The 26,015-nt window shown below is 73.7% G+C and carries 15 protein-coding genes and 2 pseudogenes; 10 read left to right on the top strand and 7 right to left on the bottom strand.

What is annotated here, in order from left to right:
• Window positions 1-107: 107 nt before the first annotated feature.
• Window positions 108-731 (top strand): annotated as a pseudogene (locus AQJ67_RS45395) (response regulator); the annotation flags it as partial.
• Here AQJ67_RS45395 and AQJ67_RS21040 read toward each other — a convergent pair.
• The 4 genes from AQJ67_RS21040 to lanKC form a co-directional block, all read right to left on the bottom strand.
• Window positions 654-2,597, bottom strand: a complete 1,944-nt coding sequence (locus AQJ67_RS21040; protein ID WP_062720605.1) for an ATP-binding cassette domain-containing protein — start codon at window positions 2,595-2,597, stop codon at window positions 654-656. The pseudogene AQJ67_RS45395 and the gene AQJ67_RS21040 overlap by 78 nt on opposite strands.
• Window positions 2,594-4,327: an ABC transporter ATP-binding protein gene (locus tag AQJ67_RS21035; protein ID WP_062720511.1), complete on the bottom strand. Its 1,734-nt coding sequence runs from the start codon at window positions 4,325-4,327 to the stop codon at window positions 2,594-2,596. The genes AQJ67_RS21040 and AQJ67_RS21035 overlap by 4 nt, the downstream gene beginning before the upstream one ends.
• Window positions 4,328-4,420: 93 nt before the next feature.
• Window positions 4,421-4,531 (bottom strand): SapB/AmfS family lanthipeptide, encoded by a 111-nt coding sequence (locus AQJ67_RS21030; protein ID WP_062720510.1) that lies wholly within the window; start codon window positions 4,529-4,531, stop codon window positions 4,421-4,423.
• A 46-nt stretch (window positions 4,532-4,577) separates the two neighbouring features.
• Window positions 4,578-7,223, bottom strand: coding sequence for a class III lanthionine synthetase LanKC (lanKC, locus tag AQJ67_RS21025; RefSeq protein ID WP_062720509.1), 2,646 nt, complete (start codon window positions 7,221-7,223; stop codon window positions 4,578-4,580).
• 102 nt (window positions 7,224-7,325) lie between these two features.
• On the opposite strand from lanKC, the pseudogene AQJ67_RS21020 reads away from it, so the two are divergent.
• From AQJ67_RS21020 to AQJ67_RS21000, 6 genes and pseudogenes are all read left to right on the top strand, one after another.
• A pseudogene (locus AQJ67_RS21020) lies at window positions 7,326-8,302 on the top strand (PAS domain-containing protein); the annotation flags it as partial.
• Window position 8,303: 1 nt separating this feature from the next.
• The gene (locus tag AQJ67_RS49450) at window positions 8,304-8,567 is read left to right on the top strand and encodes an ATP-binding protein (protein WP_244190543.1); all 264 of its coding nucleotides are present in this window, start codon (window positions 8,304-8,306) and stop codon (window positions 8,565-8,567) included.
• Between the two features lie 115 nt (window positions 8,568-8,682).
• Complete coding sequence (locus tag AQJ67_RS21015) at window positions 8,683-9,750, top strand: glucose-1-phosphate thymidylyltransferase (protein ID WP_062720508.1); 1,068 nt, start codon at window positions 8,683-8,685, stop codon at window positions 9,748-9,750.
• The gene (rfbB, locus tag AQJ67_RS21010) at window positions 9,747-10,736 is read left to right on the top strand and encodes a dTDP-glucose 4,6-dehydratase (RefSeq protein ID WP_062720507.1); all 990 of its coding nucleotides are present in this window, start codon (window positions 9,747-9,749) and stop codon (window positions 10,734-10,736) included. Before AQJ67_RS21015 ends, rfbB begins: the two co-directional genes overlap by 4 nt.
• Window positions 10,733-11,614: a dTDP-4-dehydrorhamnose reductase gene (gene rfbD / locus AQJ67_RS21005; protein ID WP_062720506.1), complete on the top strand. Its 882-nt coding sequence runs from the start codon at window positions 10,733-10,735 to the stop codon at window positions 11,612-11,614. Before rfbB ends, rfbD begins: the two co-directional genes overlap by 4 nt.
• Entirely contained in the window at window positions 11,601-12,404 is an 804-nt protein-coding gene (locus tag AQJ67_RS21000) for a class I SAM-dependent methyltransferase (RefSeq protein ID WP_062720505.1), read from the top strand. Before rfbD ends, AQJ67_RS21000 begins: the two co-directional genes overlap by 14 nt.
• Here the strand turns inward: AQJ67_RS21000 and rfbC are convergent.
• Window positions 12,398-13,003, bottom strand: coding sequence for a dTDP-4-dehydrorhamnose 3,5-epimerase (gene rfbC, locus AQJ67_RS20995; RefSeq protein WP_062720504.1), 606 nt, complete (start codon window positions 13,001-13,003; stop codon window positions 12,398-12,400). The genes AQJ67_RS21000 and rfbC overlap by 7 nt on opposite strands.
• A 3-nt stretch (window positions 13,004-13,006) precedes the next feature.
• On the bottom strand, window positions 13,007-14,941 hold the full coding sequence (locus AQJ67_RS20990; RefSeq protein ID WP_062720503.1) for a glycosyltransferase family 2 protein: 1,935 nt from the start codon (window positions 14,939-14,941) through the stop codon (window positions 13,007-13,009).
• Window positions 14,942-15,123: 182 nt separating this feature from the next.
• Between AQJ67_RS20990 and AQJ67_RS20985 the strand changes: the two genes are divergently transcribed.
• The gene (locus AQJ67_RS20985) at window positions 15,124-15,648 is read left to right on the top strand and encodes a metallophosphoesterase family protein (protein WP_062720502.1); all 525 of its coding nucleotides are present in this window, start codon (window positions 15,124-15,126) and stop codon (window positions 15,646-15,648) included.
• Window positions 15,649-15,668: 20 nt separating this feature from the next.
• Here AQJ67_RS20985 and AQJ67_RS20980 read toward each other — a convergent pair whose 3' ends face one another.
• A complete protein-coding gene (locus tag AQJ67_RS20980; RefSeq protein ID WP_062720501.1) occupies window positions 15,669-16,793 on the bottom strand; it encodes an XdhC family protein in 1,125 nt (374 codons plus the stop codon).
• A 306-nt stretch (window positions 16,794-17,099) separates the two neighbouring features.
• Between AQJ67_RS20980 and AQJ67_RS20975 the strand changes: the two genes are divergently transcribed.
• Both AQJ67_RS20975 and AQJ67_RS20970 read left to right on the top strand, forming a co-directional pair.
• Window positions 17,100-17,702 (top strand): nucleoside deaminase, encoded by a 603-nt coding sequence (locus AQJ67_RS20975; protein ID WP_244190535.1) that lies wholly within the window; start codon window positions 17,100-17,102, stop codon window positions 17,700-17,702.
• A gap of 74 nt (window positions 17,703-17,776) precedes the next feature.
• Window positions 17,777-25,927: a type I polyketide synthase gene (locus AQJ67_RS20970; protein ID WP_062720500.1), complete on the top strand. Its 8,151-nt coding sequence runs from the start codon at window positions 17,777-17,779 to the stop codon at window positions 25,925-25,927.
• Window positions 25,928-26,015 lie beyond the last annotated feature (88 nt).

Genomic DNA, 26,015 nt, shown 5'->3' with positions numbered 1-26,015 from the left:
CCGGGCCGTGCGGGGGCGCCCGTACCCCCTGACCGCGAGCTCATGCCCCCGCAGTCGATGCGCGACCCCGGCGTACGGGCGCCTCAAGTGCGCCCCCGCGCACCCTGATGGCCGGATCTTCGCGCCCGCAGACGGCCACGGACGCCAACAATGGGGCACGCGCTCAAGACCATGGAAGTGACGAACGGCGGGCTGGAGGGAGAGCAGTGATCCGGGTCCTCGTGGTGCATGACACGTCCCTGGTGAGATCGGTGCTGGCCGAGTGGCTGCACCGGGAATCCGACCTCGAGGTGTACGACGCACCCTGGCGCAGCGCGCCCGCCCGGGTGCGGAGCCTGCGACCGGACGTCTGCGCGGTGGATCTGGACTGCTCGGACACCTACGGCATCCCGCCGCTCGCCGACCTGCGCGTGCGGGACGGGGGTCGGACGCCCCCGCATCTTCTGGTGCTGGCGGGCGTGAACCGGCCGGGGCTGCTCAAGCGCGCCCTGGAGGCCGGTGCGCTCGGCTACGTCGACAAGGAGGGTTCACCGGACCGTCTGGTGCGCGGCATCCGGCGCGTGGCCGAGGGGGAACGTTTCGTCGACGACTCGCTCGGCTTCGCCTTCCTCAAGGCCGCCGAGATGCCGCTGACCCGACGTGAGCTCAGCGTGTTATCCCTCGCGGCGGAAGGGGCGTCCGTCGCGGAGATCGCGGGGAGCCTGCACCTGTCCCACGGGACCGTGCGCAACTACATGGCGGCCATCACCCGCAAGACCGGGGCCCGCAACCGCGTCGACGCCATCCGGATCTCCCAGGGCGAGGGCTGGCTGTGACGGCGCCCCCGGCCCGGCCGCCCAGCCGCCGACGAGCTCGCGATAGCGCGCCGAGCACCGCACGAGCTCGTCATGCGTCCCGTACGCCGTGTCGCGACCGTCCATCATGAGCACCCGGCCGGCGCGGCGGGCCGAGCTGACGCGGTGGGCGACGACGACCAGGGTGCCGCCGGGGCGGCTCGCGAAAGCGCGCTCCGCCCGGGCCTCGGCCCGCGGATCGAGGTGGCAGGTGGCCTCGTCGAGCAGGGCGAGCGGGGCGTGCGACAGATGGGCGCGGGCCAGCGCGACCAGCTGCCGCTCGCCCGCGGACAGCGCCGTGGGATCCACCCGGCCCCCGAGGCCGCCCAGCGCGTCCAGCAACGGCGCCAGGCCCACCGCCTCGGCGGACGCGAGCATCTCCGCCTCGGGAACGGGGTCCGGCCGCAGATACGCGAGGTTCTCGGCGAGGCTGCCGGTGAACACGTACGCCTCCTGCGGGATGAGCACCCGACTCGCGCGCGCCTGGGGGGTGGGCGCGGGGTCTCCGTGTATGCGGATCGTGCCGGAGCGGGGCTCCAGCAGCCCGGCGACGAGTGTGGTGAGCGTGGACTTGCCGATGCCGCTCGGGCCTACGACGGCCAGGTGGGCGCCGGGCGGGAGGGTGAGGTCGAGGCTTTCGATCACGGGGGCCGCGGTGGGGCCGTAGGCGAAGGTGACGGAGGAGAGGGTGAGGGCGTTGCGTTTGGTTGGGGGTGCCGCTGTTTGCCGTCGGGCGGCTGCGGGAGCGTCGTGGCTGGTCGCGCAGTTCCCCGCGCCCCTTGAGGGCGTTGCTGGACCGGAGTGGACACGCCCCTCGGCGGCCCCCGTCGGCGCCAGCCGTCGTAGCACCACCGCCAGGCGGGAGCCGCTCGTGCCCAGGCCGTGGACCAGGTTGTGCAGGGCGGGGTGGAGGGACTGGGTGACGTAGGCGAGGGCGCCGAGGAGGGCGCCGGGGGTGACGCCCTGGCGGAGCAGCCAGGGCGCGGTCGCGAGGAGCAGCACGGTCGGGAGGTGCCCGCCGAGGGCCAGGGCGGCCACGCGCAGCACGCCGAAGCGGGCCAGGGAGCGGGCGGCCCGCAGTTCGGCGTCCACCAGGTTCCCGGTGTCGGCGGCCATCCGGTCCTCCGCGCCGGACGCCGTGATGTCCCGTAAGCCCGGGCAGACGGTTCCCAGCCAATCGGCCAGCGCCTCGTCGGCCGCCAGGAATGTCTCCTGCCGGCGGGCCAGCGGCCGCAGCGTCGCCGCGAACAGGCCCACCCCCGCGGCCAGCGGAGGCAGCACGACGAGCAGCAGCAGCGGGGCGAGCGAGAACAGGCCGGCCAGCGCGCCGACCGCGGTGAACACGAACGACCGCGACACCATCACCAGGCCCGCGAAGGTGTCCCGCGCGATCTCCACCTGCTGGGTGAGGCCGGACAGCGCCCCCCGGTCCGCCTCCCGCACCCCCCGCTCGACCACCCGCGTCACGAGCCGGTCCCTGAGCGGTTCGACGAGCGCCGCGACGGCCGCGTACACCCGAGCCGTGCCGTACGCGCCGAGGACGACCCCGAGACCGGCGACAGCGAGCCACCCGAGGCCGACCTGCGTCCGGCCCTGGAGGAACCCGTCGTCCAGGGCGCGGGCCGGGGCGTACCCGATGAGGAAGCTCTGCCCCGTCTCCAGCACGGACCAGACGCCGAGCCGCACGAGAACCCGCCACCGGGACCGCAGGAAGCGCAGCCCGCGCCGGAGGAGTCCGTCGGCCGCAGCCGTCCCGCCGCTCATCGGCCCGCCCCTTCCGTCGAGGCCGTCTCGGCCGATCCCGTGAACGCCTCCCGGTACGCCGCCGTCCCCCACAGCTCCTCGTGCCGCCCCACCGCGCGCACCCGCCCGCCGTCCAGCCAGGCCACCGCGTCGGCGCGGGCCGCCGTGGCCGCCCGGTGGGCGACCAGGAGACGGGTGGCGGACGAGCCACCGCCGGCCAGCGCCGCGGTGATACGGGCCTCGGTCACCGTGTCGAGGCTGGACAGCGCGTCGTCGAGGATCAGCAGACGGCCGCCGTGGGCGAACGCCCGGGCGAGTCCGAGCCGTTGGGACTCGCCGCCGGAGCGCGGGGCGTCGGCCAGGGCGGTGGCGTAACCGTTCGGCAGGCGGCGTACGAAGTCGTCCGCGTCGGCCGTGCGGGCGGCCTCCCGGACGGCCGTGGGGGAGGGGGCGGGCAGACCGAGCCCGATCGCGTTCTCGACGGTGTCGCCCAGCAGCGCGGGGCGTTCGAAGGCGTAGGCGATCGCGCCGCGCAGGTCGTCGTGGGTCAGCTCGCTCAGCGGGACGCCGTCGAGCAGGACCTCGCCGTCGTCCGGGTCGGCCAGCCGCCCGGCGACGGCGGCGAGCAGTGACTTGCCCGCGCCGGAGCGGCCGACCACGGCGAGGGTGGTGCCGCCGGGGACGACCAGGTCGATCCCGGCCAGCACGGTGTGGCTCCCGCGCCGGGCGGTCACGCCGCGCAGCTCCAGCCGGCCGGGGCCGGGGGGCAGCCGTCGGCTGCCGTGGGCGGGGGCGGGCTCGGAGGCGATCTCGCCGAGTCGTCCGGCCGCCGCGCGGGCCCGGGCCACCTGCGCGAACTGGGTGACCAGCATGCCGACGCCGGTCGCCAGCACCGCGTAGCGGGACGCGGCGAGCACCTCGCCGACGGACAGCCGGTGCCGGGCGAGCAGGACTCCCGCCACGGCGAGCACGCCCAGTTGCAGCAGCGGGGCCACGGCGACGGCCCGGGCGGCGGCCCGGCCCTGCACCTGCCACATACGGTGCCCCGCGCGGGAGAGCAGAGGCAGCGGCCGGAGGATCCTCGCCGTCTCCCGGTCGGCCGTACCGGCCGCCCGGACGGTGCGGTGGCCGTCGACGGCCTCGGCGAGCGCGGCCGCGATCCTGCCCTGTTCCCGCTGGTAGTGCGTCACACACCGGGAGGTGTCGCGGGCGAAGGCCCGCACCAGGGCGGCCAGCACCGGCGCCCCGGCGAGGAACACGACAGCGAGCCGTACGTCGATCAGGCCCAGGGCCACGATGCCCCCGACCGGTCCGGCGAACGCGGCGAGCAGCGCGGCACGGGCGGCCGGTGCCGTGCCGGCCTGCGCGGCGTTGCCGACGAGCCGTGCGACCAGGTCACCCGCCCTGAAGCGGGCCGTGACCGCCGGGCCCACCGCCAGCACGTGCCGGGTCAGCCGCTCGCGCAGCCAGGCCGTCGTCCGGGCGTCGACGGTGCCGACGACGACGCTCTGGCAGCCGTCGAGCAGGACGAGCAGCACAGCGAGCCCGGCGCAGCACCACACCCAGCCCGTGGCCGGGGCCCCCGCCAGCAGGAGGTCCAGGGTCCGGCCGAGCGCGGCGGGCAGCAGCAGTCCGGCGCCGGTCGCGGCCGTACTCACCAGGCACAGGGCCGCGGTACGGGCCCCGCTGTGCCGGGTGGCGGCGCGCAGCAGTGTTCGGGAGGTGTCGTTGTCAGCAGTCGGCGTCGTCATACGGCCGCGGCCCCGCTCCCTCGTCCGGCAAGGGCCCCGGGCCCCCTCCCGTGCGGGGAGGGACTGCCCGGGGCCGCGAGTGCACTCGGTCTGTCAGAGACAGAGCGTGATGCTGGCCTGGCTGGCGCACAGCAACAGGCTCGCGACGCTGCCGCCGCCGGTGTGCTCCTCGGTCTCCATCGTCTGCAGGTCGAGCAGTGCCATCTCGTTGTCCTCTCATTCCGTGGGGACGGGTTGTGTCACGACTCCGTCAGACTGCGGAGCCGCGTTCTCGGGGCCGCGGTGGCGGCGGGAGGAAGGGCAGGTGGGCCGGGGCCGCGCCGCCCGCGGCGGCGGCGCGGGCCGCTCCGAGCGCGAGCAGGCACCCGGCCGTTCCGGTGCCGAGGTCCATGGAGAGCCGCATCATCTGGTGTCCGGGGAAGGCCAGTTGGCCCTGGTAGGACATCGCATACCAGCCGAGCCCGGAGATCTGCCCGGCCAGGCGGTCGGCGCCCACGTCCGGCGCAGTGGTGCGGCTGAGGTGAAGGATCATCCCGGCGCGTCCCTGGAAGAGGCCGGGCTGGGCGTAGAAACGGGAGCCGGCGGCGGTGAGGATGCCGGAGCGGGCCTGCTCGAAGGCGCCGACGGCGTCACCCGCGTGCGCGAGGTAGTCGTCGAGGACCATCCCCACGCCCACGCTTCCGTCGCCCAGATACGGCATGGTCCGCCAGCCCTCGTCGACCTCCAGCGAGCCGCCCTTCTGCTCCACGCAGCACGCCAGGTCCCGGCGCAGCGCCTCGCCGGCGGCGTCCAGCAACCGGCGGTCGCCGGTGCGTTCGTACTGCCGGAGCAGGAACAGCGCGGGACCGCTCGCCCCTCTCATCAGCCCGGCGCGCGGCCGGGGCCCGGACGGGGGCGGGGCCGTCAGCCGGTCCACGAGGATGTCCGCGGCCTGCGCCGCCCGCTCGCGCAGCTCCGGCTCACCGGTGGCGTCCGCCAGGCCGCCGAGGACGAGCCCCAGTCCGGCCAGCCCGCCGCGCAGGTCGGAGGAGAGGCGCTGCCAGCGCTCGCGCAGGATCGTGTCGAGCAGGTCCAGGGCGCGCTGCCGGTGGCCGAGCAGGTCCAGGACATGGGCCACGCCCGCGAGTCCGTCGTACAGGCCCAGCGCGCTGCCGACCGGTGGCGGGTCGGTGCGGTCGAGCAGCCAGCGCTCCCCCTCGTCGTAGCGCTCGGCGCCGGTCGCGGCCAGGGCGTACAACACGCCGGCCGCGCCGTGCTCCAGGGCCAGCCCGCCGCCGTCGGAGAACTGGGCGACATCGCCGGGAAAGAGCCGGTCCTCGCGCTCCGGGGTGGCCGAGGCGAGCAGCGCTTTCACCATCGAGTCGCGGCTGTAGGGCCAGTCGCCGGGCTCCACGAACGACGCGGAGACCGATCGCGCCGCCGGCGACGCCGGGGCGAGGGAACCGGCCGTCGGCACGTCCCGGCAGATCTCGGTGACCGCCTCGTCCAGGAACTCCCGCGGCACGTCCGGGAACTGACCCGCGATCACGTCCGCGAGATGCGCCGCCTTGCCGCGGTCCACCACGAACAGCGAGGTGACGGGAAGGAACATCGCCAGCCGCAGACAGGCCAGCGCATAGCGGTCGACGTCGACGCCCCTGCGGTCGGCCGGCGCCAGGAACCCGGGGTGGGCGACGACCTGACGGCCCCTCTCACCGACCGGGGCCGCCGCCTCGAAGTCGAGCAGGAACACCGACTCGTCGTCGGGGGCGACCATGATGTTGAAGACGTGCAGGTCGTTGAAGACGATCCCGCGCGCGTGCACCGTCTCCACGGCACGCTCCACGGCCCGGTGGATGCGCAGCGCCCAGGCCGTGTAGTCGGCCACGGCGCGCGGATCGGGGTCGGGGCCGATCAGCGGGTGCCGTTCGGCGAAGAAGGAGTTGAGGGGACGCCCTTCGAGGAAGTCCATGACCAGGAAACTGTGGTCGCCGAGCCGGAACCAGTCGCGCACCTCGGGCACCACACCGGTCCCCGCCAGCCGCTCCAGGGCGGCCCGCTCCCGCTCCAGCCGGGCCACGGCGTCCGCGCCGTCCGCGGCGAGCCCCGCGTGCGGCCGGCCCTCCTTCAGAACGACCTTGCGCCCGTCCCGGGTGTCGGTGCCCGCGTACACCCCGCCGCCGTTGGAGAAGTGCAGCGCCTTCTCGATGCGGTACGGCAGCTCGCCGACCGTCGTGGAGTTGCGCGCCGCCAGCTGCGGCGCGAGGAACGCGGGCAGCGTCACCCACTCCGGCACCTGGAAGGACGGCGTCCGAAGGTCCGGCACCAGCTGCCCCGCGCCGTCCCGTACCGCCGGCACCAGCGAACCGCGCTCGTCGACGACGAAGAGGCGCGCGAACGCACCGTAGCGGACGTACAGCGGGCCCTCCTCCCAGCGCAGATCGGTGAGGATGTACGGCCCCTCGAACCCCTCCAGCAGCCGGCCCAGCTCGCGCAGCACCAGGTGGAGCTGCTCCTCGTCGGCCGGGTAGACGGTGACGAACTTGCCGCTGGCGTCGCGGCCCGCGTACTTGGCGTTGCGCAGGTGCAGCAGCTGCGGGCCGGGCACGAACTTGAACGGAACGCTCCGCGGCACGCAGTAGTCCCACACGATTTGCGCGATCTTCTCCGCGTTCGCCAGGGTGGCCGAGACATGGATCTTCCAGCCCTGGGCCGGGCCGGGCAACGGGGCGCCGTCCGGGCCGGCCGGCGTCAGCGTCAGCCAGTCGCCGATCCGCGCCGCCTTCCAGCCCTCGGGAACCTCGCGCCGTGCCGTCTCGTACAGCCGTCCCGTTCCCCGCCCGTCGGCGGACAGCCGGTCCGGCGTCTCGTAGAAGTGCGGGTCGGCGAGCGCGTACACCTCGTAACGCCTGTCCATTCGTCCCCCTCCGCCGGCTCGGCACGAGAATTCCAGCGATGTGGCGGACACGGACAGTCACGCCTGTCACGAGATCACCGTGCGATACGCATGCGTCAAGACATGTTCGGTGCCTTTCGAGCAGCGCACCCCCCATCGCGGACCCTGCGTGCCGAAGTCGCCCTCAAGACGGTCGCCGCCGACCCGGACTCGCCGCAGCGGCCGCGCCAGGTGCTGGAACAGGCACTCGTCTTCAGCGGGGCGACACTCGCCGCCGGGTACGCGCCCGGCGAGGACGAGGACCTGCTGTGCCTGGTCGAGTCCGCCGGAGTGCCGAGGACCCTGTACGGGCTGCGCTACAGCTACCCGCGCTCGGGCCGGTCCGCGACGGCCGACGCACTGCGCGGCGGCCACCCGGTGTGGCCCGGCCCGGCGGAACTCGCCGCCGGCGCGGAGTCCCGACGGGCACCCGCCCGGGACTCCTTCGTGGCCGCCCTGCCACCCACGACGGCGGCTGCCTGCTGGCGGTGAGCGAGCGCCCGGGCGGCTTCGCCGCCGACGACCGCGCCTGCCTGGAGCTGATCGCCGAGGCCGTCGCCCTCCCCGCCCGGCCCGCGGCCGCCGACGCAGGCGAGCTGCAGACAGGCGCGTTCAGCCTGGCCATGGACTCCGGCCGGGTCGAGCTCGGCGACGACATCCTGACGCTGTTCGGCCTCGGCCCCGACGACTTCGACGGCAAGGTCGAGACCCTGCTGGGTCTGACCGTCCCGGAGGACCTGCCCTCGCTGATGTCCGTCGTCGAGGCCGACCACATGTCGCTCGGCGACCGCGAGGTGGGGTTCCGCGTCCTGCAACCGGCGGGCCCGCCCAAGTGGCTCCGACTGCGCGGCCGCCTCCTGCCCGGCGTCGAGGGCCGGCCCGCCCGCCTCGTCGGCACCGTCGCCGACGCCTCCACCCTGCGCGCCGAGGTCACCGACGTGGCCCTCGTCCAGCGTCTCGCCGCCGCCCTCGCCACCGCCGGCACCGTCCGCGACGTCAGCCACGCCGTGGTCACCGCCCTGCGGGGGCCACTGCGCGCCGACGACATCGCCCTCGCCGAGCGTGCTCGTCGTCTCCGGACTCGTCACCAACGCCCTCGTGCACACCGACGGCCGGGTCCGCCTCGACCTCACCCTCGTCCACCACCGGCTGCGCGTCGCCGTGGCCGACTTCTCGCCCCGCACGCCGGTCAAACCGGCCGGCATCAGCTGGGAGGCGACCGGCGGCCGCGGCATCCTCCTCGTCGAGGCCATGGCGGCGGAGTGGGGAACGGTGCCCGTGAGCGGCGGAAAACAGGTGTGGAGCGAGATTCCGCTCGGCGGATGAGGCCGGATCTCGACGCAGGTGAGGCCGCATCCCGGTGAACGGCCGACGGCACAGCGGCGGCGAACAAGCCGATCCCGAACCGTCAAATCGGCGGAATCGGGGCTAAGGTGAACCGATGAAGGCTCTCGTGCTGTCCGGCGGCGCCGGTACGCGCTTGAGGCCGATCACGCACACTTCGGCCAAACAGCTCGTGCCGGTGGCCAACAAGGCCGTGCTCTTCTACGGGCTGGAATCCATCGCCGCGGCCGGCATCACCGACGTCGGGGTGATCGTCGGGGACACGGCCGCGGAGATCCAGGACGCCGTCGGCGACGGTTCCAAGTTCGGTCTGCAGATCACCTACATACCCCAGGAACGCCCACTGGGCCTGGCCCACGCCGTGATCGTCGCCCGGGACTACCTGGGTGACGACGACTTCGTGATGTACCTCGGCGACAACTTCATCGTCGGCGGAATCACCGGCCTCGTCGAGGAGTTCCGCACCCACCGCCCCGACGCCCAGATCCTGCTCACCCGCGTCCAGGACCCCCGCTCCTTCGGCGTCGCCGAACTCGACGACGCGGGCCAGGTCGTCGGCCTGGAGGAGAAGCCCGAGCACCCCAAGAGCGACCTCGCCCTGGTCGGCGTCTATCTGTTCACGCCGGCGATCCACGACGCGGTCCGCGCCATCACCCCGTCCTGGCGCGGCGAGTTGGAGATCACCCACGCCCTCCAGCACCTGATCGACGCCCGCGCCGACGTGCGCTGCACGGTCATCAAGGGCTACTGGAAGGACACCGGGAACGTCGCCGACATGCTGGAGGTCAACCGGACCGTCCTGGAAGGCCTCACCCGCCGCATCGACGGCGACGTGGACGACGCCTCGGAGACCGTCGGGCGCGTGGTCGTCGAGGAAGGGGCGCGGATCGTCAACTCCCGCGTCGTCGGCCCGGCCGTCGTCGGCGCCGGCACCGTCGTCGAGGACTCCTACGTCGGCCCCTTCACCTCCATCGCGGAGAACTGCCGTATCACCGACAGCGAGTTGGAGTTCTCCATCGTGCTGCGGGACTCCTCGATCGACGGTGTCGGCCGCATCGAGTCCTCGCTCATCGGCCGACACGTCCAGGTCACGCCCGCGCCCAGCGTCCCCAGCGCCCACCGACTCGTCCTCGGCGACCACAGCAAGGTACAGATCCACACATGAACCTCCTCGTCACCGGCGCCGCCGGCTTCATCGGCTCGACCTACGTCCGCACCCTGCTCGCCCGCGACGCGCCGGACGCGCCCGAGGCCCCCCGGATCACCGTGCTCGACAAGCTCACCTACGCCGGCACCCTCGACAACCTCGAACTCGGCCACCCCCGGCTGGAGTTCGTGCACGGCGACATCCGGGACGCCGAACTCGTCGACAAGCTGATGGCCGAGGCCGACCAGGTGGTGCACTTCGCCGCCGAGTCCCACGTGGACCGCTCGATCACCGGCGCCGGCGACTTCGTCCTCACCAACGTCGTCGGCACCCAGACCCTCCTGGACGCGGCCCTGCGCTACCGCGTCGCCCCCTTCGTGCACATATCGACCGACGAGGTGTACGGCTCCGTCGAGTCCGGCTCGGCCACCGAGGAGCACCCACTGCGGCCCAGCTCGCCGTATTCCGCCTCCAAGGCCTCCGCGGACCTGCTCGCCCTCGCCTACCACCGCACCCACGGCCTGGACGTCCGCGTCACCCGCTGCTCCAACAACTACGGCCCGCACCAGTTCCCGGAGAAGGTCATCCCGTTGTTCATCACCAACCTCCTCGACGGCGAGCAGGTCCCCCTCTACGGCGAAGGCCTCAACGTCCGCGACTGGCTGCACGTCGACGACCACTGCCACGGCGTCGAACTCGTCCGCACCCAGGGCCGCCCCGGCGAGGTCTACAACATCGGCGGCGGCACCGAGTTGAGCAACAGGGACCTCACCGCCCTGCTGCTCAACGCCTGTGGCGCCGACCGGGACCGGGTGCGGCACGTCGCGGACCGCAAGGGCCACGACCTGCGCTACTCCGTCGACTGGACCAAGGCCCGCACCGAACTCGGCTACCGGCCCCGCCACGACTTCGCCGCCGGCCTCGCCGCCACCGTCGCCTGGTACCGGGACCACCGCGACTGGTGGGAACCCCTCAAGCGGCGCGTCGACGAGGAGCACGGATGAGGTGGCTGGTCACCGGCGCGGGCGGCATGCTCGGCCACGACGTGGTCGGGGAACTGCGCGCCCGCGGGGAACAGGTGGCCGGTCTCTCCCACGTCGCCCTCGACGTCACCAGCCCCGACGCGGTGGACCGCGCCTTCGCCGCGTACCGCCCCGAGGTCGTCGTCAACTGCGCCGCGTACACGGCCGTCGACTCCGCCGAGCAGGACGAGATCCGGGCCCTGCGCGTCAACGGCGACGGCCCGGGCCTGCTGGCCCATACCTGCGTCACCTACGAGGCCCGCCTGATCCAGGTCTCCACCGACTACGTCTTCGCGGGCGACGCCGGCGCCCCCTACCCGGAGAACCATCCCCCCGCCCCGCGCACTGCCTACGGCCGCACCAAACTCGCCGGCGAGCGGGCCGTACTGGACGAACTCCCGGCCGCGAGCGCCGTCGTGCGCACCGCCTGGCTCTACGGCGTCCACGGCCGCAGTTTCGTCCGGACGATGATCGAGCTGGAGGCGAGCCGGGACACCGTCGACGTCGTCGACGACCAGCGCGGCCAGCCCACCTGGAGCGCCGACGTCGCCGTCACGATCGCCGACCTCGGCCCCCGCGTCGGCCGCGACGCCACCGGCGTCCTGCACGTCACCAACGCCGGCGAGGCGACCTGGTACGACCTGGCCCGAGAGGTGTTCGCCCAGCTCGGCGCCGACCCCGACCGGGTGCGCCCCGTCACCGGCGACGCCTTCCCCAGGCCCGCGCCCCGACCCGCGTACAGCGTCCTCGCGCACGGCCGTCGGCAGCGGCTCGGCCTCCCGCGGCCGCGGGACTGGCGCACCGCCCTGCACGAAGCACTGCCCCGGATCCGCAAGGAGGCCCTGCGTGAAACGCCATGAGTTCCTGCGGGAACTGCACAAGGTCAGCGGCAACCGCAACTACCTGGAGATCGGCGTCAACGACGGCCGCAGCCTCAAGCTCTCCCGCGTCCCCACCGTCGCCGTCGACCCCGCCTTCAAGGTCGTCACGGAGATCCGCTGCGACGTCCACCTGGTCAAGGCCGCCAGCGACGACTTCTTCGCCCGCGACAACCCGCTGATCCACCTCAAGGGCGGCCGCCACCCGCTGCGCAATCTGCGCCGGGGCCGCAGTCCGCTCGGGTACTGGCGGCGCACCGTCCTCGACCTGTCGTTCATCGACGGCATGCACCTTTTCGAGTACGCGCTGCGGGACTTCATGAACATCGAGCGGCACTCCGACTGGACCAGCGTGATCGTCTTCGACGACGTGCTGCCGCGCAATGTCGACGAGGCCGCTCGGGATCGGCACACGGGGGCGTGGACCGGGGACGTGTACAAGATCGCCGAGATTCTCGGGCGGTATCGGCCTGATCTGGTGACGGTGCCCGTGGACACGCGGCCGACGGGGCAGCTCGTGGTGTTCGGCGCCGATCCTCGCAGTACGGTGCTGCGTGATCGGTACGACGAGATCGTTGCCGAGTACGAGGTGCCCGATCCGCAGAAGGTGCCGGAGACGGTTCTGGACCGGGTGGGGGCGGTGGCGCCGGAGGAGTTGCTCGGGGCAAGGTTCTGGCGGGCGCTGGGGCGGGCTCGCAGGGTGGGGGTCGGGCGGGCTCGGGGGTGGGAGCCGTTGCGTACGTCGGTCGAAAGGGTGCTCGGCGGTCACTGAAGGCGGGCGTTGTCCCTCTGCTCGTAGTGGGCCGAACAGGCCTCGTACGTCGGGAGCAGCCCGGTTTCACGTGCCTCGGCCAGTGACGGCGCCCGTGCATCCTTGGGGGACAGGACGGGCGCGATGTGCCCGGGCCAGCTGATGCCCAGCTCCGGGTCCAGCGGGTCCACCCCGTGCTCGCGCTCGGGGGCGTAGCCCGTCGAGCACAGGTAGATCACGGTGGCGTCGTCGGTGAGGGCCATGAAGGCGTGACCGAGGCCCTCCGCGAGGAAGACGGCGTGGTGGCTGTCGTCATCGAGGCGTACGGCTTCCCAGCGGGCGAACGTGGGGGAGCCGACGCGGAGGTCGACCACCACGTCGAGGACGGTGCCGCGTACACAGGTGACGTACTTGGCCTGGCCCGGCGGCACGTCGGAGAAGTGCACGCCACGCAGGACGCCCGAGCGGGAGACGGAACAGTTGGCCTGGGCCAGGGTCAGGTGGTAGCCGGTGGCCTCGCGGAACTCCGTGCCGCGGTACCACTCGTGGAAGCTGCCCCGGTCGTCCGGGAAGACCTCGGGCTCCAGCGCCCAGGCCCCTTCGATGCCCAGCGGCCGCATACGTCACCTCCTCCGGGCCTTGGCGCGCAGACGGGCCGCGGTCCGCCCCACGGCCGTACCGAGCCTTCGCCGCGCCCTTCGGACCAGGCGACGCAGCGGACCGGGGCGGGGAGTCCGCACCACTCGGATTCCGCCGGCCCCCGCCCGCAGCGCGAACGGCAGCGCGAGGTGGCGCGGCCCCGGCGTGCCGAGCGTCGCGCGCCAGGTCGCTCCGCGCAGCTCGCCGAGGGGCAGGACGGCCTCCAGCAGCGCGCCGGAACCGTGCGGGGACAGGGTGGCCGGCACGTCACGGGCCCTGCCGGGCGAGGTGAGACGGAGCGAGAGGTCGGTGCCGTGGTCGGGGACGTGCAGGGGGAGCGCGGCGCGCAGTCGGTCGCCCGTGATCGTGACGTCGTCCGGTGCGATGGCGCCCAGGCCCACGAGGTGGGTCGCGCGGTCGACGTCCAGGGCGAGGTTCGCGTGCGGTGAGGTCCAGTAGGGGAGGACCACATGACCGGCGGCCACGGCGGCGTACGGTGCGGGGCGGTCGGGCCGCGGGGCGGGGCCCAGGCGGCACTCCTTGGTCCAGCCGCCCAGCTTGACGCGGACGAAGGCGTCCCACAGGCCGGCGCCGGTGAGGGCGGCGGGGTCGACGGTGGCGGTCGCGCGCAGCAGCAGACGGACGCGGCCGTCCTCGCCGGCCGGCACCTCCTCCCGGGCGAACTCCACCCGCTGGAAGTACTGGGCGGCACTGGCGCGCTCGCGAACCAGCAGGTCGGCGGAGGCCTTGCCGAACCGGGCGACGGTGTCGGCGTCCACCCACGCGACCGCCGCCGCCAGGTTCTCGGGCGGGCCGTCGAGGGGGGTACGGGCGGGGCCGGCGGCGAAGGTCATCGGCGCGCCGGCGACGGCGAACTCGGCGGTGAACCCGACCCGCAGCATGCCGTCCTCCCACACCACGCGCTCGGGGACGGCCGTGAGGACGATGCCGGCCTCCCACTCGGCGAAGGCCTCGACGCCGTCGTACCGGTCCGCGGCGACCAGCGCGGCGACGACCCGCTGCGTCGGCTGGAGCCCGGCCGCGACGCCCGGCCCGAAGCGTTCGACGACGACCTGGTGGATCTCCTCGAACAGGTCCCGGCGATAGTCGGACGGAAGGGCGAGGAGCCGTCGCCCGCGCAGGCGCTCGACCATCTCGACGCGCAGCCAGCGCCGGAACAGCCGATCCCGCAGCGGGCCCGGCTCGGTGTGGCGCTCGACGACGTCCAGGGCCTCCCGGAGGTTCTTGAAGTACCCGCCGGGGTCGAAGCGCTGGAATCCGGCGTTCGAGGCGTCGTCGCGGCGGACGTGGTAGTAGCAGACGTAGTCGCTGAGCACCGAGACGTTGCTCGCGCGCAGATACGCCTCGGTGACGAAGACGTGGTCCTCCAGGCGCCGCCTGCCCTCGGGGAAGCGCAGGCCGATGTCGTCGAGGAAGGCGCGGCGGAACATCTTGTGCGGGGTGAGGCTGTCGATCAGGGGCGCGTCGGCGATGGTGGCGCGCGGGTGGTTGCGGCGGAACAGCTCCACCGGCACCCCGCGGCCCTTGCCGGCCATCTTGCCGACGACGACATCGGCGCCGTTGGCCACGCCGTAGTCGTACATCCGCTCCAGGGCCTCGTCGCCGACGAAGTCGTCGTTGTCCACGAACATCACGTACTCGCCCCGGGCGGCGGCGATACCGACGTTGCGTGGCTTGCCCGACCAGCCGGAGTTGTGCTGGTGCACGACGGTCACCCGGGGTTCCGCGGCGGCCAGCGCGTCGAGCCGGGCGGGTGTGTCGTCGGTGGAACCGTCGTCCACGAAGATCACTTCGTACTCGTCCGGTGGCAGCGACTGCCGTAGCAGTGACGCGATGCAGTCCTCGACATAAACCCCGGGGTTGTACACGGGGACGACCACGCTGACCTTGACCGGCATCGGTCTCCGAGCCCCCTAGGGGTCGCTGGGCGTTTACGTCGGATTACGGCGTTCGTGGCCAAATCCTAACCCTGTCACGCCTTTTGTCCACCGCTCAACGACCCAGGGCACCCGTACTCACCCGTACCGCTGCCGCGCGTGGAGAACCGGCCGAAGATCGCCCGCGCCGGTAGCCTGGCGGCGTGCGCCTGCTGCTGATGTCCGACACCCACCTGCCCAAGCGCGCCAAGGCGCTGCCCGAGGGGCTGCTCGCCGAACTCCTGCGCGCCGACGTGGTGTTCCACGCCGGGGACTGGGTCGACACGGCCACGCTCGACCTGCTGGCGAGCCGCAGCGCCCGGCTCGTCGGTGTCTACGGCAACAACGACGGACCGGACCTGCGCGCCCGGCTCCCCGAGGTGGCGTACGTCGAGCTGGGTGGCCTGCGCTTCGGCGTGGTCCACGAGACCGGGCCCGCCCAGGGACGCGAGGCGCGCTGCGCCGCCCGCTTCCCCGACCTCGACGTGCTGGTATTCGGCCACAGCCACATCCCCTGGGACACCACGGCCCCCACCGGCCTGCGCCTGCTCAACCCGGGTTCCCCGACCGACCGCCGTCGCCAACCCCACTGCACTTACATGACGGCGACCCTGACCGACGGCCGTCTCACGGACGTGGAGCTGCACCGGCTGCCGCCGCGTCACCCCGCCGCCGCTGACACGCCCTGACGCGAGCCGCGCGCGGGCGTTCAGCGCTGGGTCGACGAGGCCCGCACATCGCGCGGATGAATGGCGCCGGCGGTCACTGTCAGCGGCGTGCCGCTGCCGCCCCAGCGCAGGGCGACGATCTCGGCGGCGACGGACACGGCGACCTCCTCGGGCGTACGGGCGCCGAGGTCGAGCCCGACGGGGGAGCGCAGCCGGGCCAACTCGCCCTCGCCCAGCCCGGCTTCGGTCAGCCGGCGCATGCGCTCGTCGTGGGTACGGCGGCTGCCCATCGCCCCGATGTACGCCGCCGGACGACGCAGCGCCTCTTCGAGGAGCGGCACGTCGAACTTCGGGTCGTGGGTGAGCACGCAGATCACCGTGCGTCCGTCGGTGTCGGTGCCGCTCAGGTAGCGGTGCGGCCAGTCGACGATCACCTCGACGCCCTCGGGGAAGCGCTTCGGCGTGGCGAAGACCGGGCGGGCGTCGCACACCGTGACCCGGTAGCCGAGGAAGTCGCCGATGCGGGCGACCGCCGCCGCGTAGTCGATCGCGCCGAACACCAGCATGCGCGGCGGCGGTGCGAAGGAGTGCAGGAAGACGCCGACCTCGTCCTCGCGGCGCTCGCCGTGCGGGCCGTAGTGCCTGAGGTCCGTGACGCCGAGGGCGAGTTCACCGCGCGCGTCGGCGGTCACCGCCACGTCCAGGCCGGAGGTGCCGAGGGTGCCGGTGACCCGGTCCGGCCACACGGCGAGCGTCGCCCCGCGCCGCGCGGGCCCGTCGGTCACCGTCGCCACGGTCACCGGCCGGCCCGCCGCGACCGACTCCGCCACCTCGCCGAAGGAGGGGTCCGATCCGGCCGTGACGGGACGTACGAGCAGGGTGATCTCGCCGCCGCAGGTCAGCCCGACCGCGAACGCGTCCTCGTCGCTGTACCCGAAGGTCTCCAGCCGCGCCTCACCGCTCGCCACCACCTCCTGCGCCAGCTCGAACACGGCCCCCTCGACACAACCGCCCGACACACTGCCGACGACCTCGTCGTCCGGACCCACCGCCATCGCGGCCCCCGGGTCACGCGGGGCGCTGCGGCTGGTGGCCACCACCGTCGCCAGTCCGAACGGCATCCCGGCCGTGTACCAGGGGGCGATCACCGGGAGGATGTCACGCATGGTCGTGGGCACCTCCTCGGATCAGGGTCAGGGCCCTGACCAGTATCGACCTTGCGGCAGCGAAGTTCATGTGGGCCTCGTCCGGAAGTATTCAGCCTCTCCGGCGTGTGAGGAGCGGGGTCTGGGGCGGAGCCCCAGAAGGATGGGACGGGTAGGGGCGGCGGGGGCGAGGAAAGCACGCGCATGAGCCGAGCCCACCGTGGACACGATCTGTCACGATTCGGCTTCCTTCCGGAGCCGGCGGTGCGAGGCGAGGAGACGTGTATGGACTCGGGAAGGCGTCGGTTCCTCGGCAGGTACGGAGGCGTGGCGGCCGCAGTCGCGGCGTCGCTCGCCCTGCCTCCCGGAACGGCCCAAGCGGACGAGGCCCGCCCCGACACGGGCCCTGTGCTCGGTGCACGCCCCGGTCCGCACCCCGGCACCGGTCACGAGCGGTTCATGTGGCTGGCCGTCGAACAGGCCCGGAGGAACCCCAGGTGGCCGTTCGGGGCGGTGATCGTCCACACGCGGACCGGCGAGGTCCTGGGGCGCGGGGTCAACACGGGGGACGACAGCCCGCTGCTGCACGGCGAGGTCGTCGCCATGAACGACTACGTGCGCCGGCAGGGGAACCAGGGGTGGGCCGACACCACCCTCTACACGACCGGGGAACCCTGCTCGATGTGCATGAGCGCGATGGCGTGGGCGAACCTGCGGCGTGTCGTCTGGGCGAGCTCGATCGACGAGATCCGCCGCACCGACATCATCCAGATCGACCTCACCGCGCACCAGGTGGCCGCCTCCGCCCGCTCCTTCTACACCCCGGAACTCCTCCTCGGCGGCGTACTCGCGGACCACACCAACCACCTCTTCCGGGAGGCCCAACGGCTGCGCGAGAGGTTCCCGGACGAGCGGAGGCGAGAGCGATGACCGAACCGACGGCCAGGGCGGCCTCCGCGTAGGCTCAACATCGCCGCACGGCAAGGGACTTCGAAGGCGGGGACATGAGGCGTGACGAGCTGATCCGGCCGGTGCCGGAACTGTTGAAGGAGCACGCCGGGTCGGCGGCGCGGCGCATCGCGTACGCCGACGCCTCGCGCAGTGTCACCTACGCCGAGCTGGAGCGCCGCACCCGCGCTCTGGCCGGGTATCTCACCCGGACAGGACCGCGGCGCGGCGACCGCGTCGCGATCTGGCTCGGCAACCGCGTGGAGGCCGTGGAGAGTTGCCTCGCCGTGCTGCGGGCCGGGATGGTCGGCGTCCCGCTCAACCCGCGGTCCTCCGACGCCGAGCTGGCCCACTTCCTCCAGGACAGCGGCGCCGCCCACGTCATCACCGACGCCGCGCACCTCGCCCGACTGCGGCGCCTGGGACGGCCGTACGACGGCCTGGGCGTGCTGGTCACCGGGAGTGGCCCGGCACCGGACGGCGACACCCAGCTGTTCGAGAGCGTGGCCGGGAGCGACATCGGGTCCGCGGAGATCGACCTGCTCGGGCTCGACGATCCGGCCTGGATGCTGTACACGTCCGGCACCACCCACCGGCCCAAGGGCGTGCTGTCCACGCAGCGGGCCGCGCTGTGGTCCGTGGCCGCCTGCTACGCCCCGATCCTCGGCCTCTCGCCCGACGACCGGCTGCTCTGGCCGCTTCCGCTGTTCCACAGCTTCAGCCACTCGCTGGCCGTCCTCGGCGTGACGGCCGTCGGCGCGAGCGCCCGCATCGCCGGTGACCTGCTGCCGCCCGGCGGTCTGCGCCGGGAACTCGCCACCGCGTACGAGGGACTCGGCGGGCCCTTCACCCTGCTGGGCGGCGTGCCCACGACGTATCACCGGCTGCTCGACTCGCCCGGCGAGCCCCCGCAGGCCCTGCGCCTGTGTGTCGTGGCGGGTGCGCCGAGCGGTTCCGCGCTGCGCGCGGCCGTGGCGGACACTCTGGGGGCGCCGCTGCTCGACGCGTACGGCAGCACCGAGACCTGCGGCGTGATCGCGGTCAGCCGCCCCGAGGGACCCGGGGTCGATGGTTCCTGCGGGCCGCCCGTACCCGGGGTGGACATACGCGTGGTCGACTCGGGCAGCGGCGAGGACGCCCGGGACGGTGCCGAGGGCGAGCTCTGGGTGCGCTCGCCGGGACTGATGACGGGGTACCACCGGCAGCCCGAGGCGACGGCCGCCGCGCTGCGGGACGGCTGGTACCGCACCGGCGACCTCGGCCGCCGCGTCGAACACGGCCACCTCCGGCTCACCGGCCGGGTCAGCGAGCTGATCATCCGCGGCGGCGAGAACATCCACCCGACGGAGATCGAGCAGGTCCTGGCGGAGTGTCCCGGGGTGTCCGATGCAGTGGTCGTGGGCGTACCGCACGACGTGCTCGGCGAGGTCCCGGTCGCCTTCGTGGTACCGGGCCCGGAGGGGATCGACACGCGGCGGGTGCTCGCCGAGTGCCGTACCCGGCTGGCCGACTACAAGGTGCCAGCCGAGATACGCGAGATCGCCGCCGTCCCGCGCACCGCGTCCGGCAAGATCGCCCGCCACGAGGTCGTCGTCCCCGCCCCGGCCGTCCCCGCCCCGGCCGTCCCGGTCGCGGCCGACACCGCCCTCGCCGACACCGCCCTCACCGACGCCGCCCTCACCGACGCCGCCCCCTCCGCCACCGCCCTGCACGAGCGGCTCCTCGCCCTCTCACCCGACGACCAGGAGCGCGCGCTGCGCGCGGCGGTGCTCGCCGAGACGGCCGACATCTGCCGGCACACAGCGGGCGAACTGCCCGACGCGGACAGCCCGTTCGCCGATATCGGCATGACCTCCGTCGGCGTGGTCGAACTGGTCGAACGGCTCGGCGCGCTGACCGGCCTGGCCCTGCCGGCGACGCTGGTCTTCGACCACCCGACACCGGCCGAGGCGGCCCGGTACCTGCGCGCCGCGCTGTTCGAGAGCGGGCCGGACACACGCCGCCAGGCCTACGTCGGACCGGACAGGTCGTCCGAGGACGATCCGATCGTCATCGTCGCCATGGGCTGCCGGTATCCGGGTGACGTCAACTCCCCCGAAGATCTGTGGGAGTTGGTGTCACAGGGCCGGGACGCCATCACCGAGTTCCCGGCCGACCGCGGCTGGGACCTGGACGCCCTGTACGACCCCGATCCCGACCGCATCGGCACCTCGTACACGCGACACGGCGGATTCCTGCACCGGGCCGCGGAGTTCGACGCCGGACTGTTCGGGATCTCCCCGCGCGAGGCGCTCGCGATGGATCCGCAGCAGCGGCTGCTCCTGGAGACGTCCTGGGAGGTGTGGGAGCGGGCCGGGATCGACCCGGAGTCGGTGCGCGAGAGCGACACCGGCGTCTTCGTCGGCGTGATGTACGACGACTACGCCTCCCGTCTCCCTCGCGCCCATGAGTTGGAGGCGCACCTGGGCCTCGGCTCGACCGGCAGCGTGGCTTCCGGACGGATCTCCTATGTGTACGGCCTGCGCGGTCCCGCGATCACCGTCGACACCGCCTGTTCGTCCTCGCTGGTGGCGCTGCACTGGGCGGCGCGGTCGCTGCGGTCGGGCGAGTGCTCGCTGGCGCTGGCCGGCGGGGTCACGGTGATGGCGACGCCCCAGTCGTTCCTCGCCTTCAGCCGGCAGCGCGGGCTGTCGGCCGACGGGCGCTGCAAGTCCTTCTCGGCGGCGGCCGACGGCACGGCCTGGGGTGAGGGCGTGGGACTCGTCCTGCTGGAGCGGCTGTCCGACGCGCGGCGCCACGGTCACCCGGTCCTGGCCGTGCTCCGCGGCTCGGCCGTCAACTCCGACGGCGCCTCCAATGGGCTCACCGCGCCCCACGGACCGGCCCAGCAGCGGCTCATCACCCAGGCACTGGCCGACGCGGGACTGCGCGCCGGTGACGTGGACGTGGTGGAGGCGCACGGCACGGGAACCCGGCTCGGCGACCCCATCGAGGCGCAGGCCCTGCTGGCCACGTACGGGCAGGACCGTACGCGGCCGCTGTGGCTCGGTTCGGTCAAGTCCAACCTCGGGCACACACAGGCGGCGGCCGGGGTCGCCGGTGTCATCAAGACGGTGCAGGCCATGCGGCACGGCGCCCTGCCCCGCACGCTGCACGCCGACCCGCCCACACCGCACGTCGACTGGTCCTCCGGCCGGGTGGAACTGCTCACCGAGCCCCGGCCCTGGCCGGCCACGGACCGGCCGCGGCGGGCCGGGGTCTCGGCCTTCGGGATAGGCGGGACCAACGCGCATGTGATCCTGGAGGAGGCACCTGGGGCAGAGTCCGCGGCGGCCCCGCAGACCACGACCGCCGCCCCGCCCGTCCCCTGGCTGCTCTCCGCCGCCGACGAGGCCGCCCTGCGCGCCCAGGCGCGCCGCCTCGCGGCCGAAGCGGCGAACGGCACGGCCCTGTCGTCCGCGTCGACCGCCGACATCGCCCACGCGCTCGCGGTGTCGCGTCCCGCCCTCTCCCATCGGGCGATCGTGCCGGCCGGCGACCGGGCACGGATGCTGGACGCGCTGACCGCGCTCGCGCAGGGACGCGACGCACCGGGCGTCGTCCGAGGACTGGCGGACCCGGCGATCCGCACGGCCTTCCTGTTCACCGGACAAGGCGCCCAGCGCCCCCGGATGGGCGCCGAACTGCGCGCCGCCTTCCCCGTGTTCGCCGAAGCCTTCGACGAGGTCTGCCACAGTCTGGACGCCCGTCTCCCACAGCCGCTCAGCGCGGTGCTGTCCGCCGAGCCGGGCTCACCGGACGCGGCCCTCGTGGACCGTACGGACTTCACGCAGACCGCACTGTTCGCCTTCGAGGTCGCGCTCTTCCGGCTGCTGGAGTCGTGGGGTGTTCGAGCCGACCGACTCGTGGGCCACTCCGTCGGCGAACTGGCCGCCGCCCACGTCGCCGGTGTACTCGATCTCCCTGACGCGGCCACGCTCGTCGCCGCTCGCGGCCGGCTGATGCGGGCGCTGCCCGAGGGCGGCGCGATGGTGGCGCTGGACGCGTCCGAGACGGAAGTCACCGCCGTGCTCACGGAGTTCGGAACGCGGGTGGCCATCGCCGCCGTCAACGGCCGCCGCTCGGTGGTGGTCTCGGGCGAGCGGGAAGCGGTGATCGCGGCCGCCGCACGCTTCGAGGCGCGCGGCCGCGGGACCGTACGACTCCGCGTGAGTCACGCCTTCCACTCCCCGCTGATGGACCCGATGCTCGACGAACTCCTGGGCGTCGCCCAGCAGTTGACCTTCCGGCCGCCGAGCATCCCCATCGTCTCCACCGTGACAGGCAGGCTCGCCGAGCCCGCCGAGCTGTGCTCGCCCGAGTACTGGACGCGGCACGCCCGGCTCCCCGTACGCTTCGCCGACGCCGTGCGGCGACTCGCGGACGACGGGATCTCCGCCTACCTGGAACTCGGCCCCGGGCCCGCGCTCACCGCCGCGGCCACCGACTCCCTGACCGACCCGTCCACGCGCGGCACCGTACTCGCGGCGGCCACCCGAGGCGGTGCGTACGAACCGGAGACGCTCCTGGCGTCCGTGGCGCGGCTGCATGCGGCGGGTGCGGCCGTCGACTGGCGGGCGGTGTACGCCGGGTCCGGCGCGCGGCGCGTGGATCTGCCGACGTACGCCTTCCAGCGGCGGCGGTACTGGCTGGACGCACCGCCCCCGGCGACCGCCGCCGGGCCGCTGCTGGGCCCGGCGTTCCCGGTTCCGGACACCGAGCGGACGGTGCTGACCGGGGTGCTGTCCCTCGCGGCGCACCCGTGGCTCGCGGACCATGTCGTCGCCGGGAGGGCGGTCGTGCCGGCGACGGTGTTCGTGGAGATGGCCGTGCGGGCGGGCGACGAGGTGGGCTGTGCCGCGGTCGACGAGCTCGTGATGCTGACGCCGCTGGCCCTGTCCGGGCCCGCCGGGGTGCGGGTGCAGGTCGTGGTGGGTGAGCGGGACGACACGGGACGACGGTCGCTCGACGTCTACTCCCGGCCGGAGGATTCCGACGAGGACACGCCGTGGACCCGGAACGTCACCGGCCGACTCGGCCTGGCGACGGCGACGGCGACGGCGACGGCGGCGGCGGCGACGGTGGCGGTGGCGGTGGCGGAGAGCGGATCGGACCCCTGGCCCCCGCCGGACGCCGAAACGGTGGACCTCACCGACGCGTACGCCGCCCTCGCCGACACCGGGCTCACCTACGGGCCCGCGTTCCAGGGAGTCGCCGCACTCTGGCGGCGCGGCGACGACGTCTTCGCGGAGGTCCGGCTGCCCGCCTCGCAGGCCTCGGAAGCGGGCCGCTACGGGCTCCACCCGGCCCTGTTCGACGCCGCGTTGCACGCGCCTCTCCTGGCAGGTCCCGCTGACCCGAGCGCGGTTCGGGTGCCCTTCGCGTGGAGCGGAGTGAGCCTGCACGCGTCGGGAGCCACGGAGTTGCGGGTCAGGGTGACGTCGACGGGCCCGGACACGGTCTCGCTGACGATGGCCGACCCGTCCGACCGGCTCGTGGCACGCGTGGAGTCACTGGTCACGCGGGAACTCTCGGCCGGCGGGGCCGACATGACCGACAACGGCACACATGGCATCGTACGAAGGGCTCTGCTGCGCCCTGACTGGGCCGCTCTCGAACTCGCGGGCGGTGCGGACGACCGTGCCTGGGCGGTGCGCGGACCGGACGAGCTGGACCTCGCCGGGTTCCTGCCCGAGGCCGACGCGGCGAATCCCGAGTTCGTCGCCGTCACAGCCGTCACAGCCGTCACAGCCGTCACAGCCGCCGACTCCGACTCCGACTCCGACTCCGGCACCGGCTCCAATCCGCTCTCCGCCGTGCACGAGCTGACCGGCAGCGTGCTCCGGGTGCTCCAGGACTGGCAGGACGATCCGGGCACGGCGGGCTCACGGCTGGTCGTGGTCACGCGGGACGCCACCGGGCCGGTGCCTGATCTGGCCGGTGCGGCGGTCTGGGGGCTGGTGCGGGCGGCGCAGTCGGAGCTGCCCGGACGTGTCGTCCTGGTCGATGTGGACGGGCGGCCGGAATCGCTGCGGATCCTCGCGTCGGCCGTCGCCACCGGCGAGCCGCAACTGCGCATACGGGACGGGCGGGTGACGGTCCCGCGGCTGGCCATGGCCGACGACACCCCGGACACCGGGGCCACCCTCGACACGGACGGCACAGTGCTGATCACCGGAGGCACCGGCGCACTGGGCGCGGAACTAGCCCGTCACCTGGTCGTCGAACACGGCGTACGGCATCTGCTGCTGACCGGCCGCCGTGGGCCGCAGGCACCGGGGGTGCGGGAACTACGCCGGGAGCTGGAGGAGTTGGGCGCGCGGGTCGGCATCGTCGCCTGCGACGCGGCCGACCCGGCCGCACTGGCCGAGGTGGTCCGGGGCTGCGAGCCGCCGCTGAGCGCGGTGGTGCACGCCGCCGGGGTGCTCGACGACGGAGTGCTGGGCTCGCTGACGCCCGAGCGGATGGCGGCGGTGCTGCGGCCGAAGGCCGACGCGGCGTGGCATCTGCACGAACTGACCCGTGACATGGGTCTTACGGCGTTCGTCGTGTTCTCCTCCGTCTCCGGTCTGCTGGGCCGGGCGGGCCAGGGCAACTACGCGGCCGCGAACTCCTTCCTCGACGCCCTCGCCCGCCGCCGCGCCGCCGAAGGACTGCCCACGCTGTCGCTGGCGTGGGGTCCGTGGGAGCACAGCGGCGGCATGGCGGCCGGTCAGCCCCGACAGCGCTCACAGACACCGGAGTTCCTTGTGCCGCTGTCCACCCGGCAGGGGCTGGACCTGTTCGACGCGGCGCTGCGTTCGAGGGAGCCGGTCCTGGCGCCGATCCTGCTGGACCAGGCCGCGCTGCGTTCCGGTGCCGGGCAGCTGCCGGCGCCGTTGCGCGGCCTCGTCCGTCCCGGCAGGCCGACCGCCGCGGCAACCGCATCCGGCTCCGTCGGGTCTCCCGGGCAGACGGCCGAGCCGGGGGAGTGGCGCAAGCGGCTGGACCGGGCAGCCCCGGGTGAGCGGGAGGCGGTGCTCGTGGCGCTGCTGCGGGCCGACGTGGCCGCCGTGCTCGGCTACCCGCACGCCGACGCACTCCCGGCCGGCAAGAGCCTCGCCGATCTGGGGTTCGACTCCCTCACCGCCGTACAGATCCGCAACCAGCTGAGCACGGGGCTGGGGCTCCGGCTGTCGGCGGCCGTGGTGTTCGAGCACCGCACGGCCGAGGAACTGGCCCGCCATCTGCTCGGCCTGCTGGACGACGAACCGGCAGCCACGGGCACCCCTGAACCGGGGGAGGCGGAGCGGCCGACGTACACCCTGTCCTCGCTGTTCCGGACGGTCAGTGCCTCCGGACAACCGGTGGCGGCGATGCACCTCCTCGTCACCGCGTCCTGGGCGCTGCCCACCTTCCCGGCCTCCCGAAGCCGCGAGCACGCCCTGCCCCCGATCCGCCGCTCCCAGGGCCGGCCCGGCTCGGGACGCCCGACCGTCGTCTACTTCCCGGCCTACCATCCGTCGCTCGCCTCGGACGGCGGAGAGTTCCCGCGGTTCCACCACGCCTTCGCGACGGAACCCGACGACCTGGAAATCCTGGAGTTCCCGCACCCGGGCATCGGCGCCGGCGCCGCCGTACCGGAGGACCGTGCCGCGCTTGCGCGTACGCAGGCCGAGAGCGTGCTGCGGCACGTCGGGGACGCGCCCTTCGTGGTCGTGGGACGGTCGGCGGGCGGCAATGTGGCGCACCTGGTGGCGGGCGAGTTGGAGGGGATGGGCCGGGCGCCGACGGGTCTGGTGCTGCTGGACACCTACCACATCACGCCCGACAACAGCGGCAAGGACTGGCTGTTGTCCCTGGCCGCCCCACCGCCGCGGGACACCGGACGGCCCGTCCTCACCGGGGACGACGACACCGCCCTGGCCGCGATGGGCGCCTACAACCGGATCTTCCTCGACTGGGATCCCGAGCCGGTCACCACGCCCACGCTCCTGGTGCGCGCACTGCGGCCCACGCCCGCGATGGCGGCGTCCGCGGAGGCGGACGACTGGCGGACGTCCTGGCCGACGGCCCACGATGTCGTCGACGTCCCCGGCGACCATCTGACGATGATGCGGGAACACGCGGAGACGACGGCGTCCACGATCCGAGCCTGGATCGGGACGCTCACGAAGAGGGGCACGTGAGCGGCGACCACAAGTCCAGCTGCGGGGAGCCCGCGGTAGCAAAACATGTGTTCCGGTTCAGGGGCGGGGCGCCGTTCGTTCATTCGGA

The sequence above is a fragment of the Streptomyces caeruleatus genome, assembly GCF_001514235.1.
GTDB classification, from domain to species: Bacteria; Actinomycetota; Actinomycetes; order Streptomycetales; family Streptomycetaceae; genus Streptomyces; species Streptomyces caeruleatus.
This window is presented reverse-complemented; position numbering and strand designations above follow the sequence as displayed.

Coding starts and splice junctions, on each gene's coding strand:
- AQJ67_RS21040 (WP_062720605.1), bottom strand. CDS start 2,597: ATGAGCGGCGGGACGGCTGCGGCCGACGGACTCCTCCGGCGCGGGCTG.
- AQJ67_RS21035 (WP_062720511.1), bottom strand. CDS start 4,327: ATGACGACGCCGACTGCTGACAACGACACCTCCCGAACACTGCTGCGC.
- AQJ67_RS21030 (WP_062720510.1), bottom strand. CDS start 4,531: ATGGCACTGCTCGACCTGCAGACGATGGAGACCGAGGAGCACACCGGC.
- lanKC (WP_062720509.1), bottom strand. CDS start 7,223: ATGGACAGGCGTTACGAGGTGTACGCGCTCGCCGACCCGCACTTCTAC.
- AQJ67_RS21015 (WP_062720508.1), top strand. CDS start 8,683: ATGAAGGCTCTCGTGCTGTCCGGCGGCGCCGGTACGCGCTTGAGGCCG.
- rfbB (WP_062720507.1), top strand. CDS start 9,747: ATGAACCTCCTCGTCACCGGCGCCGCCGGCTTCATCGGCTCGACCTAC.
- rfbD (WP_062720506.1), top strand. CDS start 10,733: ATGAGGTGGCTGGTCACCGGCGCGGGCGGCATGCTCGGCCACGACGTG.
- rfbC (WP_062720504.1), bottom strand. CDS start 13,003: ATGCGGCCGCTGGGCATCGAAGGGGCCTGGGCGCTGGAGCCCGAGGTC.
- AQJ67_RS20990 (WP_062720503.1), bottom strand. CDS start 14,941: ATGCCGGTCAAGGTCAGCGTGGTCGTCCCCGTGTACAACCCCGGGGTT.
- AQJ67_RS20980 (WP_062720501.1), bottom strand. CDS start 16,793: ATGCGTGACATCCTCCCGGTGATCGCCCCCTGGTACACGGCCGGGATG.
- AQJ67_RS20970 (WP_062720500.1), top strand. CDS start 17,777: ATGAGGCGTGACGAGCTGATCCGGCCGGTGCCGGAACTGTTGAAGGAG.